Raw genomic sequence first — 17,044 nt, 5'->3', positions numbered from 1 at the left:
CCGTTACGAGAAACGGGCCTACACCTACCTCGGCACCGTCACCCTCGCAGCCCTCATCATCTGGCTCCGAACATGATCCAAGAAACAGTGCCTAGCCGATCCGACCCGTATGACCATCGTCCGCACTCTGTACGCCACACCCGAACGCGCCTGCGGCACCTTCCCTGCCGAGGTGGCACCTTCCACCCTCAGCCACCACTTCAAGGTCCTGCGCGAGGCGGGCCTCATCCACCAGCGCGAGGAAGGAAACCTTAAACTGACCACACTGCGCACCGCTGAGCTGCAAGTCCGTTTCCCCGACCTGCTCGACACGATTCTGCGAGCCAACGAATCACCCACTGGCAACGGCACCTGCTCGGACCAAATGGACTGAGACGGAGACTGGCACCCGCGCACGGCGGACTACGTCGACTGAGAAATTCGCCGACCTGGCGTCCCGACACTTCTGGTCGCCGCAGGTCACAGTCATAGCCACGAACCAGATCATCTGAGCGAGACAGGTGACAACTACCGCTTCGGCTCACCTGCACCGGGCGGTGGAACGGGCCCTGCTGGGGTTCACGCACGCTGACCTGATCGGGCAAGCCGAAGCGATCAGCGCCGGCAGGCAGTACGTCGAGCAATGCTCAGGACCTGCGGATCAACTCCTCTGGAGGATGCGCGAGGGCGTACCTTCCCGGGTGAGTGGTCGTCAAGTCACCCAGTAGGCCCACGCTGTGAACACGGGTCGGGAAGGTACGCCCGTGCTCAGCGCAGTCAACGAAGCGGCACGACCGGGGCAGTTCCCTGATCGACGAGATCGTCCGCGACGGCGCTCGGCGGATGCTGACCGCCGCCCTGGAGGCGGAGGTGGACCAGTACATAGCCGAGCTGGCCGATCAGCGTGACGAGGCCGACCGCCGGCTGGTGGTGCGCAATGGCCGCCACCGGCCGAGGACGGTGACCACGTCTGCCGCCCATCGAGGTGGCCGCCCCGCGCGTGAACGACAAGCGGGTCGACGAGGAGACGGGTGAACGTCAGCGGTTCTCCTCGACGATTCTCGCGCCGTGGTGCCGGAAGTCCCCGAAGATCAGCGAGGTGCCGCTGCTCCATCTCCACGGCCTGTCGTCGGGCGACGGCGCCAAGGAGCTGATCGCGATCGCCGAGGGCCTGCGCGAGTCCACCGAGTTCTGGGCGGACCTGCTGCGTGACTGCCGACGGCGCGGGATGCGCGACCCGATGCTCGTGGTAGGCGACGGCGCGATGGGATTGTGGAGGGTGCTGGCAGAAAGCGTCTTAGCAGGCCAGGCACCAGAGGTGTCGGGTTCACAAAACCCGGAACTTCACGAACGCTCAGCCGAAGAAGTCTGCACAGCCCGGCGCGAGGAAGGCTCTGCAGGAGATCTACATCGCCGAGGACCGTGCGCACACAGAGAAGGCGGTCACCGCGTTCGAGAGGGCGTATGGCGCGAAGTGGCCCAAGGCCGTCGCGAAGATCACCGACGATGTGGAGGAACTGCTGGCGTTCTACGACTTCCCCGCCGAGCACTGGATCCATCTGAGGACCACGAACCCCATCGAGTCGACCTTCTCCAGCGGGAAGCTTCGGACCAAGGTCACCCGCGGGGCCGGCAGCCGCCCTGGCGATGGTGTTCAAGCTGGTCGAGTCCGCCCAGGCCCGCTGGCGCGCGATTACCGGGGCCTTCCTCGCCGCCCTGGTCCGCTCCGGAGCCAAGTTTGAGAACGGCGTCCTGGTCGAGCGGTCCGGGGTAGCCGCATGAAGGATGTGTTCGCTGCACTCGAAGCCCTGAGCGACCGCGAACCTGACCGACGGGACGCCGCAGCGATGCTCGGCGTTCTTCTACGTGGCACCGGCTTGGACGCCGATACGGCCCGCCTGACCGTCAAGAGCCCGCCACAAGGGTCCGGGAATCCGCTCTGATCTGACCTGGCATGCTTGGCTTCGGTGCGCGGCCGCCGAAGTGACGCGGCACGCGCAGCGACGGCCGGACCAGGCCTACGCGTGGTCCCGCACGATGATCTTTCCGGTGTTCTTGCCGTGCAGCATGCCCAGGAATGCGTCCACGATGTGCTCGAACCCGTCCACCACCGTCTGGTCCAGCGCTAGCCGGCCGCTCTGCAGATGGGGGACCGCGAACTCATACAGCTCGTCTTGCAGGTCGCGGTAGTTGCTGACCAAGAAGCCCTCCATGCGGAGGCTCTTCTCCACGATGTCCGAGTAGTTGAAGTGCGGCGGGGGCGCGTCCGGGGTGTTGTAGCGGCTGATGGTGCCGATCCGGACGATGCGCCCGAACTCGCGCAGTGCGCCTACTGCGGCGGCCAGTTGTTCGCCGCCGACGTTGTCGACGAAGACGTCGATGCCGTCCGGTGCAGCCTCGGCGAGCAGTTCAGCGGCGAGGCCGTCATGGTAGTCGAACGCCGCGTCGTAGCCCACCTCCCGGGTCAGGTGGTCGACCTTGGCCGCCGAGCCCGCGCTGCCCACGAGTCGGCCGGCGCCCAGCAGCCGGGCGAACCGGCCAGTGGCCGTGCCGACGCCGCCGGCTGCGGCGGAGACGAAGAGGTCGTCGCCCTCGCGGAGGCGGGCGATCCGGGTGAGGCCCACGTAGGCGGTCAGTCCGGTGCCGCCGAGGACGCTCAGGTACGCCGTCAGGGGGACCCCGTCGAAGCGGGGGAGTCTGCGGATCTCCTCGGGTCGGACCACGGAGTGCGTGCGCCAGCCCTGCCGGTGGAACACGATCTCGCCCTCGGGCAGCTCCGGCGTCCGCGAGGCGACGACGCGCCCGAGGGTCCGGCCCTCGAGCGGTGTGTGGAGCGCGAAGCCGCCCGGCACGTCGTCCATCATCTCGCGGTGGTACGGGTCGACGGACCAGTAGAGGTTCTCCACGAGCGCGGTGCCGACCGCAGGATCGGGAATGGCGGACTCGACGAAGGTGAAATCCTCGGTGGTGGGGAAGCCGTGGGGGCGGGCGGTCTGCTGGACGGTGATCGCGTTCTCGGTCATGACGGGACCGTAGGACGGGAATGGAGCCCTCGGGCAGGCGGTTGGGCTCATGTGACGCCCCGTTCCATGAGCAGTTCTCATACCTAGAGGTGAGCGCCCTGTGGCCCGTACGACCGACACCGATCTCGCTCCGCACGAACTGCGCATCCTGGTGGCGGTTGCGGACGCCGGCGGCTTCTCGGCCGGGGCCGAGGCACTCGGCCTGACACAGTCCGCGGTCTCCCACTCGGTGCGCGGCAGCGAGCGCAAGATCGGCGCGGTTTTGTTCGAACGCGGCCGCAGCGGTGCGAGACCCACTCCGGCGGGGGAGAAGGCTGTGGCGCATGCGCGCCGTACCCTGCGGCTGCTGGACGTGCTCGTCGCCGAGGCGCGGGGAGCCGCCCGGTCCGAGGCGACGCAGGGGCCGGAGGGCCCGCTGCGGATCGCGGCCTTCCGCAGCACCGCGCTGCACCTGCTGCCGCCGGTCCTGCAGCGGCTGCGCGCGCGGTATCCCGGGATCGAGCCGCAGGTGCGGATCGTCCGCGAGCTCGGGCGCGGCACGGCGGGCGAGGTGGCCGACGGACGGTCGGATCTCGCCATTGCCACCTTGGACGGAGCGCATCTGCCGGCGGGGCTGGTGGCGAGCGGACTCTTCGAAGAGAGCTACTCCCTGGTGTATCCGGCCGGACACCCGGCTCCGCGCTCGCTGCCGCTGGTCGACTGGGTCGAGAACTGCGGCTCGTACACCCGCGCCTGGTGGGGCGCGCAGGACTGGATCCCGAGGGCCACGATCGAGGCCGAGGACGACGGAGCAGTGCTCTCGCTCGTGAGCGGGGGGCACGGAATGGCGATTATGCCCGCGCTCTCCCTGGTCGGGGCAACGGACTCGATCGAGATCACCGATCTCGGTCCGGAGCGCCCGACGCGCCGTGTCGGCTATGTGACCACCCCGGAGCTCGCCGGTTCCGCCGTCGTGCGCGCTCTGGTGAGGGAGCTGCGGGCTGCCGGCTCCGCCATCTGACCGGCAGCGGGCAGCCGGGTCAAGGCATCGCTGTCATATCTGAAGTCGGTCAGTGAGGCGTTCAACCACCACAGCCTGCCCCTTCGCCTCGTCGAAGCGCTGGAGGTTGCCATGCCGTCGATGGAATCCGAACTTCTCAGGCACGCGATCTAGATCCTCGGGGTCACGCACGACCCCAAGGTCCTCCCGGGATCGAGCCCTCCTCAACCACCCCCCCCGCCAGGTCGCGCGCTAGGAAGCACGACTTGCCGCAGCCGAGCCCCGTCTCTCTTTCGTTGGGCGTCGAGAACGGTGCGGCCGATGCGGCGGTGGTCGACGTCGATACCCGCCTTGTCAAGGCGGGGATACGTGGCGAATCCTCCGCGAAAGGCCTCGCAGCGATCTTGGTGCCGGAAACTGCGGAAATGGCTCTGGGGCAAGCGCATCGGCGTCCGTATCGCGCGGAAGGGCATCGAGTCCAGCGAGCGCCTCGGGCGACGCAGGTGGGTCATCGAGCGGACCATGTCCTGGCTGACCGGCTACCGCCGACTCAACCACCGCTACGAACGAAATCCCCGCAATTACCTGGCTTTTCTTGGCCTCGCCGCAGCCCTCTGCTGCTACAAACGGCTCCTCCAACTGACCATGTAGGACACGGTCTTAGGAGGGATCCTACGCGGTGATCACGCCAGACACAGCAAGATCATCTTATCCCTGACCAGCAGTTACGGGACAGGTCTTGGGTGGCAGCGAGTGCATCCTAGTGGCAAGTGTTTATGCGCCATGTCCAATAGTTGTTGCTTCCAGTTGCAGCCACATACGTCTGAGGTCGCACCATTCCCGTGGCACGGCCGCAAATAGCTTCCCATTCGGCATGGCGTGTTCCTGCTGCTATGTCGATATTAGGGCTAAATATGCCCCCCTCAGGTTGCTGCAATGCAGCAACCTGAGGGGGACGCCGTGTCTTGTGGTGGTGCTGTTGCGCGTAGCGTCTTCTCCTCATGATCGCCTTGCGGTCGCTTTGGGTGGAGGGTCTGGGGAGACCCTTGAGGTGTGGGGGGTTACTGTGTCTGGATTTCGGCGAAGAACGGCTCGTGCCGTGGGGACGTTGCTGGGGTTGACCCTTGCAGTGGGTGTACTTCCTCAAGCCGAGGCATACGGGGCTGTGGCAGGCGTCGGGCGAGCCGTGGCGGCAGATGTGTCACCTTCGGCCCGTGCGGCTGTGACGGGGGAGCCGGTTGAGGCGGTGTCGGAGCGGACTGAGTACTCGCAGACCATGGCGAACCCCGACGGCACGTACACGCTCGAGCAGTCCGCTACTCCGCAGAGGGCGCGCGGCAAGGACGGCGAGTGGCATGACATTGACGTGACCTTGGCGCGACGGGGTGACGGAACGATCGGCCCCAAGAGCGCTGTGGTCGACTTGGCGCTCTCCGGGGGCGGGGACGGCAAGAGCCTGATCCGTCTGGGTAGCAGGCAGGGAGCGTTCTCCCTCAGGTGGCCAGCCCCTCTTCCAGAACCAACACTGGACGGTGCGACGGCCACCTATCCCGAGACGCTTCCCGGGGTGGATCTGCAGGTGACCGCGACGGCCGAGGGCTTCCGCCAGGTTCTGGTCGTCAAGTCGCCCGAGGCGGCGGCGAATCCGGCCCTGAACCAGATCGCCATGACCGCGAGCGGTGACGCACTCACCGTCGCGCCCGGCGCCGGTGGCGGTCTCCGCGCGGTGGACGGCAATGGCAACACGGTCTTCGGCGGTCCGGCCGGACTCATGTGGGACTCCGCCGGTGACAGCGCGCCCAGCGCCCCGCAGACGCTCCGGGCCAAGATCGCCGGTGCGGCGGAGCCCGGCACTGGCGACGCCGTGGGGGCGGCCGCGCGTCCTGATGACGGCGACGCCACTGCTGTCCTGCCGGTCCAGGTTCACGGCAGTACGGTTTCCGTGAAGCCTGACCAGGGACTGCTGCGCGGTAAGAGCACGGTCTACCCGGTTTACATCGATCCGCCGATCGGTGCGACGTTGACCGAGCGCACGGTGCTCTCGTCGGACGGGGACAGCTTCTACGACTTCGACGGCGACTCCTACGGGGTGGGGCACTGCAGCCGTTCCGGACCGTACTACTGCACGACCGGCGCTAATTACACCAATCGGATGTACTTCCAGTTCGCGCCCGGCAATCTGATCGGCAAGTACGTTCTGAATGCCTCGTTCCGGGCGTATGAGACGTGGTCGTTCGACTGCAATCCGCACTGGCTGGAACTGTGGCGCACTGACAACATCTCCGCAGGCTCCCGCTGGCCCGGTCCCGCGGCCAGGGACATGATGGGCGACCGGAACGTTTCTGCCGGGCGAGGGGATAACTGCAGTCCAGCGCAGCCGGATTCGTGGATCGAGTTTAGCGACAATCCGGCAGAATCGAATGAGAACCTGACGCCAACCGTGCGCTCCTTCGCCGACGGCAGTTTCTCGCGGCTGACGCTGATGCTGCGGGCCGCAGATGAGGGCGATGCCTCGGCCTGGAAGCGGTTCACCAAGAGCGCCACGCTGCAGGTAACGTACGCCGTCAAGCCTGGGTACCCGACGCGCTACGGGATAATCCCGGGCGACGGTACGACGTCCTACTGCGCAACCAACCCGCGCGGACCCATCGTCGTGACGCGTACTGACCCGATCGTTCAGGCTGCTGTGGAGGCTAACACCCAACCGGCCTCGGGGGAATCCCGCGGTTCGCTGCGGGGACACATGGTGGTGGAGCGACCGGACGGCAAGGGCGGCTGGACGTACCACTGGAGTGTCTACACTCCCGATTCTGGCTACGACGCCGACGGCACGGTCCGGTCGAAGCGGACTCCCGCGTTGGCGGACGGGACCACGTACCGGATGCGGGCGCGGACGCTCTCGTACTACTTCCCCGATGGCCGTTCGGAGTACCTGCCGGGGAAGTTCACCCCGAACTGCTATTTCAGGATCGACGCGACGGCGCCCAGGGCCCCGAAGATCACGCTAGGGGAGAGCAGCGTCTACACCCAGTGTGGTGACGTGTGTGAGGGTCGGGGTGCGCCGGGCCAACCCGGTGACTTCGTCCTCACTCCTGGTACCGGTGATGCGGACGTTCAGGGTTACCGGTGGCGGTTGCTGTCCGAGAAGTCGGCCCATGAAGTGACCGGGCTCGCAACCCGCATCCGCCCCGTCCCGACACTCTCCGGCACGCAGGTATTGACTGTGGAGGCGAAAGACGTCCGTGACCGGTGGGGTACCCCCTCGGAGTTCGTCTTCAAAGTGGCCCCGGCACCCGGACCGGTCGGCCGGTGGTCGTTCGCAGACGGCGCCCCGAGCTCAGCCGTCACCACCACCGCCGACACTGCGACCGAGGGCATCCGGCATCCCGCCACCTTGCACCCGCAAGCCGGAAACACAGCGGCGACCTGGTCGACGCTGGGACGACGGGGAGCAGGCGACTACTCGCTGCGGCTGAACAATGATGTGACCGATCCCGCCAGGCAGGTCGGATACGCGTCGACGGACGCACCCGTCCTGAACACCCGCAGTTCGTTCACCGTCTCGGCATGGGCGCTCCTCACCGATTCCTCCAAGACTGCAGTGGTGGTCTCGGCCCCGGGCAACTACGGGTCGGCGTTCCATCTCTACTATTCCGCCGGACTCAAGCGCTGGGCGTTCAACCGGATCGCCGCAGACACCCCCAATACGGACTACGTCCGAGCCTTGGGCGTTGTGGAGAACCCACCGACGAACGTGTGGACCCACCTGGCGGGTGTCTTCGACGACAAGGGCGACGCCGATCCGAAGAACGACACCATCCAACTGCTCGTGAACGGCCGTCCTCAGGGCGACCCCGTCAACCTGTACCAGGCGAATGCCGCCTACACACCCTCGGCCTCCACAGAAGGAACCCTGTTCGGCCGCTCGAAGGTCGGCGAGTATTTCACCGGAGCCATCGACGAGATCCAAGTGTGGCAGAACGCCCTCAGTGGTGATCAGGTACGAGCTGACAACACCCTGACGGACAACAGCGTGCCCGCCACCGCTCTCGTGGGCCAGTGGAATGCGAGCACCATTGTCCCCGGCAAGATGCCGCAGAGCACTCCCTATCCTGCCGGCCCCATGACGCTCTCGGCTCTGGGCGCGAGCCCCGATGCCGCCGAGCCGGCCGTAATACTGGACGGGCAGGGCGGCTACCTCTCCACCACCGGCCCGGTAGTCGACGAGACGGGCTCGTTCACCGTGACGGCAAAGGTGAAGCTGGACAGGGCGAAGCTCGACACTAAACCGGTCGGCTACCGGGCCCAGATCTTTTCCCAGACGGCCGCGACTGGCGAGGAGTCGTCGTGGGCACTATGGCTGGACAAGGTCGACCCCGACGGCGACGGCGTGCCAGCCTACCGCTGGCACTTCGGCCGCACCGCAACCGACGCCGCGGGCAAGGTGACTGCCTCCGCATCCGTGTCCTCCGAGGCCGCCGCCGAGTTGGACACCTGGGTGCAGCTCACCGGTGTCTTCGACAGCACGGAGGAGACAGGCGCCGGCTACGGCAAGGCCCACCTCTATGTGGGGCACGCCGATCAAGCCGCAGACACGGAGCCCGCATTCACCAGCCCTGTCCAGGGCAAGGGCCCACTGAACGTGGGCCGGGGATCCGCAGGCGGCACCGCGACGGGGGCCCTGCCAGCCAGGATCGGTGAGCTGCGTGTCTGGACCGGGGCCATGACCGCAGACCAGATCAACGAGAAGGTCCTGGGCTTCGCAGCAGTCCGTTGACAGGGGACCGGGGCAGCGGTGCGCACACCGCTGCCCGGCCCTCGCGAGCCGCGCCCCGCTGAAGCCCATCCCGCCCGCTGGACACGCTCACGAGGTCCCAGCGCAGGCACAGACGTACGGCACGTGCTGCCGCACCCGTTGAAACGGACGTGAGATGAACCCGCTCAGTTCAACCGCTGCGAGACCCGCCTGGAGAGGGCGGGCCGCCCGCCGCGTCGCCGCCACCGTGGCCTTCGCCATGCTGCCCGCTCTACTGACCCAGGCCGCGACGGCAGCTGACGTGGACCCGCTCGGCCGACCCAAGCTCAACGCTCCGCACCCGGACAAGGTCTCCCCATTCGCTGCGAAGGCGAACAAGAAGACCGAGGCCGTCATGAAGAAGGCGGAGGCAGCAGAGCGTGAGGACGCAGCTCGCGCCAAGGCGGCCCATGGCAAGCCGGTCACGTGGCCGACGGCTGCCAGCGCCACGCTGACCATGTCCGCCACCGGGAAGGCCACCGCCACCCCCGGATCGCTGCCGCTCACGCTCTCCAGGTCCGGTACTGCCCAGCGACAGCGGCAGGGAGCAGCCGAGGCCGTCGACGTCAAGGTCCTCGACCAGAAGCAAGCGGCTGCGCTTGGTGTGAAAGGCGTGGTGCTGTCCATTCAAGGACCCCCCACCGGCGGCACTGCCGAACTTGGCATTGACTACGCCAAGTTCGCCTCCGCCTACGGCGGTGACTGGGCGGGCCGCCTCCAAGCGGTCCGGCTGCCGGAATGCGCACTCACCTCACCAGCTGACGCCAAGTGCCGTACCCGCACGCCGCTGGAATCCATCAACCACCGCAAGAGCAACCGACTGGACGCGAAACTGAGCCTCAACCCCGCCAAGGCCAAAGGCGTCGCAGCGGCGTCCGGCCAGACCATGGTGGTGGCGCTGGCGGCCGGTACCCAGTCCGGGTCGGGTGACTACAAAGCGACCCCGCTCGCGGCCTCGTCCACCTGGGAGGCGGGCGGTTCATCCGGCACTTTCACCTGGTCGTATCCGCTCCGGGTGCCCCCGTCCGCAGCAGGCCCGAAGCCGGATCTGAAGATCTCCTACGACTCCGGAAGTGTGGACGGCCGTACTGCATCGACGAACAACCAGGGCACGGTGATAGGTGAGGGCTTCGACCTCACCTCCTCCTACGTTGAGCGCAAGTACGGCTCGTGTGACGATGACGGGCACGACGACAAGTTCGACCTGTGCTGGAAGTACGACAACGCCTCGCTCGTCCTGAACGGCAAGGCCACCGAACTGGTCAAGGACGACACGAGCGGCAAGTGGCGGCTGAAGGACGATGACGCCTCCACTGTCACCCGCTCGACCGGCGCCGCCAACGGCGACGACGACGGCGAATACTGGACCGTCATCACCGGCGAGGGCACCAAGTATGTCTTCGGTCTCAACAAGCTCGACGGCGCCACGGACGAGCGCACCAATTCGGCCTGGACCGTACCGGTCTTCGGCGACGACAAGGACGAGCCGGGCTACGCGGACGGCTCCACCTTCGCCGATCGCTGGAAGCGCCAGGCGTGGCGGTGGAACCTCGACTACGTCGAGGACACCCACGGCAACGCCATGTCGTACTGGTACACCGCCGAGACCAACAACTACGACCTGCTCGGCGACGACACCACCGGCAACCGCTACATCCGCGGCGGCTACCTCAACGAGATCCGCTACGGCCAGCGCGCCGGCTCCCTCTTCAAGGGCACGGGGGGCCCCGCTGCCTCCGACAAGGTCGTCTTCAGCTACGCCGAACGCTGCCTGGCCTCCGGTACCGGCTGCGACGAACTGACCAAGGACAGCCGGGACAACTGGCCGGACGTCCCCTTCGACGCCGTCTGCAAGGACGACGCCAAGTGCACGGGCAACGTCGGGCCGACGTTCTTCACCCGCAAGCGGATGACAGCGATCACCACCTACGCCTGGAACGCGGCCGCCACAACGCCCGACTACGCCAAGGTCGACTCCTGGTCCCTGACTCAGAAGTACCTCGACCCGGGCGACACCGGCGACGCCACCGACCAGTCGCTGTGGCTGGACCAGATCCGCCACACCGGCCAGCACGGCACGGATATCTCTCTCGACCCGGTCAAGTTCAGCCACGAGTACTACCCGAACCGCGTCGACGGCACCACCGACGACATCCTGCCCCTGAACAAGCCGCGCCTGCGCACCATCACCTCCGAGGCGGGCGCCCAGACCACCGTCAGCTACCTGCCCGCCGACTGCACCGCAGGGCAGACCAAGCCGAAGCTGGATACGAACACCAAGCGCTGCTACCCGGTCTACTGGTCGCCGAACGGCGGCAAGGACCCGATCCTGGACTGGTTCCAGAAGTACCCCGTCCAGGCCGTGACCACCACCGACCCGCACGGCGGATCCGAGCCCGTCGAGCACAGCTACAGCTATGCGGGTGGCGGCGCCTGGCACTACAACGACGACCCACTGACCAAGGAGAAGGAGCGCACCTGGTCGATCTGGCGCGGCTTCGCCCAGGTCACCCACCTCACCGGCGCCTCCGACCACACCCAGTCCAAGACCGTCACCGCCTACCTGCGCGGCATGAACGGCGACCGCGTCCTCGGCACAGACGGCAAGAGCGCGGACCCGGACAAGAGAAAGTCCGTGAGCGTCACCGGCATCAAGGCCGAGGCGATCGCCGACGACGACCAGTACGCCGGCTTCACCCGCGAGACCGCCACCTACAACGGGGCGCAGGAGGTCGGCGGCCAGATCAACGACCCCTGGTCGAAGCTCACCGCGACCCAGCACAAGTCCTATGCCGACATCGAGTCGTACTACGTCCGCACCGGCGCCACCCACGCCCGCACCAACATCACCAGCAGCGGCACCCCCAAGGACCGCGTCCGCTCCACGGTGACCCGCTACGACGATTACGGCATGGCCTACACCGCCGAGGACCAAGGCGACGACGCCGTCACCGGCGACGAGAAGTGCACCCGCACCTGGTACGCGCGCAACGACACCCTCGGCATCAACTCCCTGGTCTCCCGCAGCCGTACCCTGGCCACCCGCTGCGGCATCCCGGAAACCCGCGCCGACCTGCCCACCGACTCCAGCCGCCCCGGCGACGTCGTCACCGACACCGCCACCGCATACGACGACGCCACCGTTTGGAGCGAGACGCAGAAGCCCACCAAGGGCGAGGCGAAGTGGACGGGACGGGCCAAGGGATACGGCGCGGACACCCAGCCCACCTGGCAGAAGGTCACCACCAGCACTTACGACACGCTCGGCCGCGTCACAGCGGTCTACGACACCAACGGTCTGAAGACCGCCGCCACGACCTACGCCCCGGAGGCTGCGGGCCCGCTCACCTCGACGTCGGTCGCCAACGCCAAGGGCCACACGGCCACGACCGCGGTCGACTTCGCCACCGGTGCGCCGGTGAAGGTCACCGACCCCAACGGCAAGGTCACCGAGTCCGAGTACGACGCCCTGGGGCGGATCACCAAGGTGTGGCTGGCCAGCCGCCCCCGCTCGCTGGGTAAGACCCCCAACTACGTCTACGAGTACAGCGTCACCGCCGCAGACCTGCCCTGGGTATCGACCGGCACCCTCAAGGGCGACGGCTCCGGCTACAACACCACGTACGAGATCTACGACGCACAGCTGCGCCCCCGGCAGGTGCAGACGCCGTCGCCCGTCAGCGGCCGCGTGATCGCGCAGACCCTGTACGACGACCGCGGCCTCGCCGTCTCGGCGCAGTCGGACATCTGGGACGAGAAGACGGCACCCAATTCGACTCTCGTACAGACCGACGGCGGCCAGGCCCCGTCGGAGACCGACACCACCTACGACGGCGCGGGCCGCGCGACCAAGGCGGTCACCAAGGTCCACAACGTGCCGCGATGGACGACCGAGACCAGCTACACGGGCGACACCGTCTCCACCACCGCACCCGCCGGCGGCCAGGCAACCACCGTTATCACCAACGCACTCGGACAGACGACCGAGCGCCGCGAATACGGCGGACCGCAGCCGACAGGCATCGACTACACCACCACGACCTACACCTACGCGCCCTCCGGCAAGCAGACGACCGTCATCGGCCCGGACAAAGCCAAGTGGTCCTACGACTACGACCTGTTCGGCCGTGCTACCGGCACCTCCGACCCGGACAAAGGCAAGAGCACCACGGCGTACAACGAACTCGACCAGGCGATCGCGGGCACCGACGCCCGAGGCAAGACGCTCATCACCGAGTACGACACGCTCGGCCGCCAAACCGGGCTGTGGGATGGCGCCAAGACCGACGCCAACAAGCTCGCCGCCTGGACCTTCGACACCCTCGCCAGGGGACAAGGAGACACCGCCGAGCGCTACGAGAACGGCATCAAGCAGACCGCCAGCAAGAGCTACGTCCAGAAAGTCACCGGCTACGACAGCCTCTACCAGGTCACCGGCAACTCACTGACGCTGCCCGACAGCGACCCACTGGTCACGGCGGGCGTACCGAAGACGCTGGCATTCAGCACGGTTTACAACCTGGACGGCACCGTCAAGCAGTCCGGCAACCCGGCAGTCGCGGGCCTCACCTCCGAGACCGTCTCGTACACCTACGGCAACGTCGGCCAGCAGCTCACCTCCAAAGGCACCACCGGCTACCTCCAAGGCGCGCTCTACTCACCCCTCGGCGACCTCCGCCAGCTGACCCTCGGCACCGACCCGACGGCTTCCAAGAAGGCGTACCTCACCTACGACTACGAGGACGGCACCCGCCGCCTGACGCACTCCTACGTCACGGACGACGTCCACAGCTTCAAGCCGCAGGACCTGACCTTCAAACAGGACGACGCCGGCAACGTCACGTCGATCTTCGACAGCGCCACGCAAGGCGGCACGTCCAAGCCCGACAACCAGTGCTTCGCCTACGACGGCCACCGCCGCCTCACCGAAGCATGGACCCCGAAGACGGCCGACTGCACGGTGAGCAGTCGCACGGTCGCGAACCTGGACGGAGCGGCTCCGTACTGGACCAGCTACACCTACAACGACGGAGGCCAGCGCAAAACGGAGACCCAGCACACGACGTCGGGCGACACAGCCACCGTCTATCAGTACGGCACCCCGGCAAGCCAGCCGCACCCGCTGAGCAGCACGACGACTGGGACCACGACCAGCACGTACGCCTACGACAAGACCGGCAACACCACAAGCCGCCCGGGCACCCAGGCTCAGCAGACGCTGGCGTGGAACGCCGAAGGCCGGCTCATCACGACGACGGAACCGCCCGCAGGGCCAAAGCCTGCCCTGGAGACGGACTACCTCTACGACGCAAACGGCGAACTGCTCGTCAGGCGGCCCACGGGGGACGGCGACACCGTCCTCTACATCGGCTCCACCGAAGTCCGCCTTACCACCAAGGGAACGTCCAAGACCCTCTCAGGGACCCGCTACTACACGGCCGCGGGCCAGGCCATAGCCGTCCGGACAGCGACTGCAGGCGGTGTCAGCACGCGACTGAGCTTCCTGGCGTCGGATCATCATGGCACGAGCAGCCTTGCCATCGATGCCGCCACCATGGCGACCACGAAGCGCTACACCACACCTTTCGGTGGCCCCCGCGGCACGGCTCCGACGGCATGGCCCGACGACAAAGCGTTCCTCGGCAAGCCCGCCGACAAAACAACAGGCCTCACCCATGTCGGAGCCCGCGAGTACGATCCGGGCCTGGGGCAATTCATCAGTGTCGACCCCGTCCTGGCTCCCGACCAGCACCAGTCCCTCAACGGCTACAGCTACGCGAGCAACACCCCGGTCACCGCCTCGGACCCCACGGGACTGATGCGTGAAGCCGGCTCCGACTGCGCCGCGACCCACAGCTGCCAGACGGACCAGCCGGGCGCCAACAACTGCTACGCCGGCAACATGTCCGCCAGCTGCGTCGGCATCGGCGGCGACACGATGGGGACTGGGGGGAGCGGCACCGCGTCCATCGACAGCAGCGGTGGAACTGGTGGCACCCTTCGTGAGGGTACTCCTAGCTGCACTTGGGCTATGGGGATGAATTACGGCTGTGGAAGTGCCCCAGGGCCTACGGACTCAAATATCAACGCTGGAAATGTAAAAGGTGGCCTGGTTGTCGGTCCCGCGGATGGTAGCCAAATTCCGGACCTGGTTGATTGCGATGGAGGTTGGAGATGTACTCTTCAGAATTCCTCATTCAGGTCGGCCATTATCTCCGGAATGCTCGGTGGGAGCTACGGCTTCTTCGCGATACGCCCCGGGGCCCGCTGGAATCAAATGGTGCGAATTCCTGAAGGTCTCACGAGGGTGCAGTTCGCTGAAATGGCCAAAGTCTTCAATCGAGAGTTGGAGATTGAGGCGGATGTCGTTGTTCAGGGCAGCCGCGTTACGGGCAATGTGACGGGCGGATCTGATATTGATATCGCGGTTCGCGTCACCCCGGAGGTGTTCAATTCCCTGATCGCCAAGCGTTGGTCCCGGCCTCCGAATCCGGGGTCGCAGAACGAGAGTACGCGGGATCATGCGGTGGCCACCGGTAAGATAACTGCAGGCGACGTGAGGCCAAGGCTGAGTTCGATACGTCAAGAAATAGCCGGAATTCTCGGCGACAATGTGGCGAAAGTTGACGTTTCCGTCATCAAGATCGGAGGGCCCTTCGATGAAGGTCCGTTCATTGGCGTCAAATGACGCAGAATCATACGAATACTGCATGATCTATGTGAACCGGGAGAATCAGGATTCCATCTGTGACCTCCTTGAGGGAATAGGCGGCCAAAGGGCAGGGTGTGAAATTGAAATTCAAGGCATGAAGCTCTGCGTCACAGACAACGGCTATGCTGAGGATGATATGGTCAACTCGGCCGAGTTTCTTCAATGGCCGACAGTGATTGAGTGCGAGTCGAATCCGGGTCTTGCGCCAGGTGACGTGGTCGATGCAATTTCCCTGATCCTTCGGGCCTTGTGGAGCCGAAAAATCCGCGCTCTCGCCGACTGTGACTTTGAAGAGGACCTTCCGGTCCTGCCAGAGAGCCTCTCTAGGTAGTGAACCTTCTTCATCCTGTCCCTGCAGGGTGAAGGTGCAGGTCAATGGGGCGGGGTGACATGGCGAGGCTCCTGGTCGTTGCGCTGGTGTCCTCTACGCACCACGCATCGTCCGAGGAGCCTCGCTTGGTCCCGCATCGCGCCACGGTCGACGTCCCGCATGAGCTGGTTGAGCATGTTTCCTGGTTCATCTACGCACGAAGGTGTGAACTCCGCTCGCGGTGGCGGAAGCTGGACTGCTTCCGGCAGGCTTTGCTCGTACTGGTGCACCTGCGCAAGAACGGGCTGCTATCCGCCCTGGCAGCGGGCTTCGGCGTCTCGACAGCCACAGCCTGGCGCTACGTCAGCGAGACCCTCGACCTCCTCGCGGCGTGGGCGCCGGGCTTGCACGAGGCCCTGACCGGCCTGGACGAGGGTGATTTCGTCGTCGGCGACGGCACGCTGATCCCCACCGACCGCATTGCCGCCGATGAGCCGCCTTCCGTGGCCGGACTGCCCGCCCTGAATTGCAGCCGCACCACGTGCCTGGTCATGCTCCGCTCCTTGCTTTGGTGTTCGTTCTCGAAGTTCCTGCTGCACACGGCGCGGCCGGTCGTAGGTCTGTGCAGTGCTGCGGCCGCCTGGTCAGAACTCGCCCTGCAGCTAGTATTTCTCCCGGCCCCGGTCCTGGCCGGTGCGGGTGGTGTGCGCGAAGGACAGGAACGCTTTGGCGCCGTTGTGGAAGTCGATGCCAACGCCGGGATGGCGTACCTGTGCCGTCGGTGTAACCATAGGCCTGGGCGATCTCGGGGTGGTGGCTGTTGGTGAGGGCCGTGACGAGGTAGGCCTCAGCGGTGGAAGGGGTGATCTTTCCGTCCTGGTAGAGGGCAGGGAAGGGCACTGCGGGGAGGGCGTGTCCGATGACGGGGACGTCGGCGTCGTCCATGCGGGTGCCGGAGGCCAGAGCGCACGTGATCATGACCCACAGGCGGCTGCTCGACGTCGTGGTGATGACGATGCCGTACGGAGGAGCGTCGTCGTCTGCCCACGGTTCGGCCCTAGGCACTGTTTCTCGGATCTCCTGACAGAGGTGGGTTGTTGAGGCCAGGCTGTCTGTATGGGCCGTGGGGATCTGACGAACGCGGAGTGGGGCAGGCTGGAGTCGTTCTTGCCGGCTGGCGGGACTCGTGGGGGCCGGTGGAGTGATCATCGGCGTGTGATCAACGGGGTTCTGTACCGGGTCCGGA

6 protein-coding genes and 4 pseudogenes are annotated in these 17,044 nt (G+C 66.4%); 9 read left to right on the top strand and 1 reads right to left on the bottom strand.

Annotation, left to right across the window (positions count from 1 at the left end; all coding sequences use genetic code 11):
• Positions 1-103 precede the first annotated feature (103 nt).
• Both ACZ4MU_RS34805 and ACZ4MU_RS34800 read left to right on the top strand, forming a co-directional pair.
• Positions 104-373 (top strand): annotated as a pseudogene (locus ACZ4MU_RS34805) (ArsR/SmtB family transcription factor); the annotation flags it as partial.
• Positions 374-786: 413 nt separating this feature from the next.
• Positions 787-1,761, top strand: a pseudogene (locus ACZ4MU_RS34800) (IS256 family transposase).
• A gap of 236 nt (positions 1,762-1,997) precedes the next feature.
• Here ACZ4MU_RS34800 and ACZ4MU_RS34795 read toward each other — a convergent pair.
• Positions 1,998-3,002: an NADP-dependent oxidoreductase gene (locus ACZ4MU_RS34795; protein ID WP_467883562.1), complete on the bottom strand. Its 1,005-nt coding sequence runs from the start codon at positions 3,000-3,002 to the stop codon at positions 1,998-2,000.
• 100 nt (positions 3,003-3,102) lie between these two features.
• On the opposite strand from ACZ4MU_RS34795, the gene ACZ4MU_RS34790 reads away from it, so the two are divergent.
• The 7 genes and pseudogenes from ACZ4MU_RS34790 to ACZ4MU_RS34760 form a co-directional block, all read left to right on the top strand.
• Complete coding sequence (locus tag ACZ4MU_RS34790) at positions 3,103-4,002, top strand: LysR family transcriptional regulator (protein ID WP_467883560.1); 900 nt, start codon at positions 3,103-3,105, stop codon at positions 4,000-4,002.
• Between the two features lie 417 nt (positions 4,003-4,419).
• Positions 4,420-4,632, top strand: a pseudogene (locus ACZ4MU_RS34785) (transposase); the annotation flags it as partial.
• Positions 4,633-5,257: 625 nt separating this feature from the next.
• Positions 5,258-8,758, top strand: a complete 3,501-nt coding sequence (locus ACZ4MU_RS34780; protein ID WP_467883558.1) for a laminin G domain-containing protein — start codon at positions 5,258-5,260, stop codon at positions 8,756-8,758.
• Between the two features lie 238 nt (positions 8,759-8,996).
• Positions 8,997-15,464, top strand: coding sequence for an RHS repeat-associated core domain-containing protein (locus ACZ4MU_RS34775; RefSeq protein WP_467883556.1), 6,468 nt, complete (start codon positions 8,997-8,999; stop codon positions 15,462-15,464).
• A 22-nt stretch (positions 15,465-15,486) separates the two neighbouring features.
• Complete coding sequence (locus ACZ4MU_RS34770; protein ID WP_467883554.1) at positions 15,487-15,819, top strand: hypothetical protein; 333 nt, start codon at positions 15,487-15,489, stop codon at positions 15,817-15,819.
• 59 nt (positions 15,820-15,878) lie between these two features.
• A pseudogene (locus ACZ4MU_RS34765) lies at positions 15,879-16,295 on the top strand (helix-turn-helix domain-containing protein); the annotation flags it as partial.
• Positions 16,296-16,914: 619 nt separating this feature from the next.
• The coding region (locus ACZ4MU_RS34760; RefSeq protein ID WP_467883564.1) for a transposase at positions 16,915-17,044 on the top strand (130 nt) is incomplete at its 3' end.

This window comes from Streptomyces sp. NPDC026377 (assembly GCF_055567715.1).
This window is presented reverse-complemented; position numbering and strand designations above follow the sequence as displayed.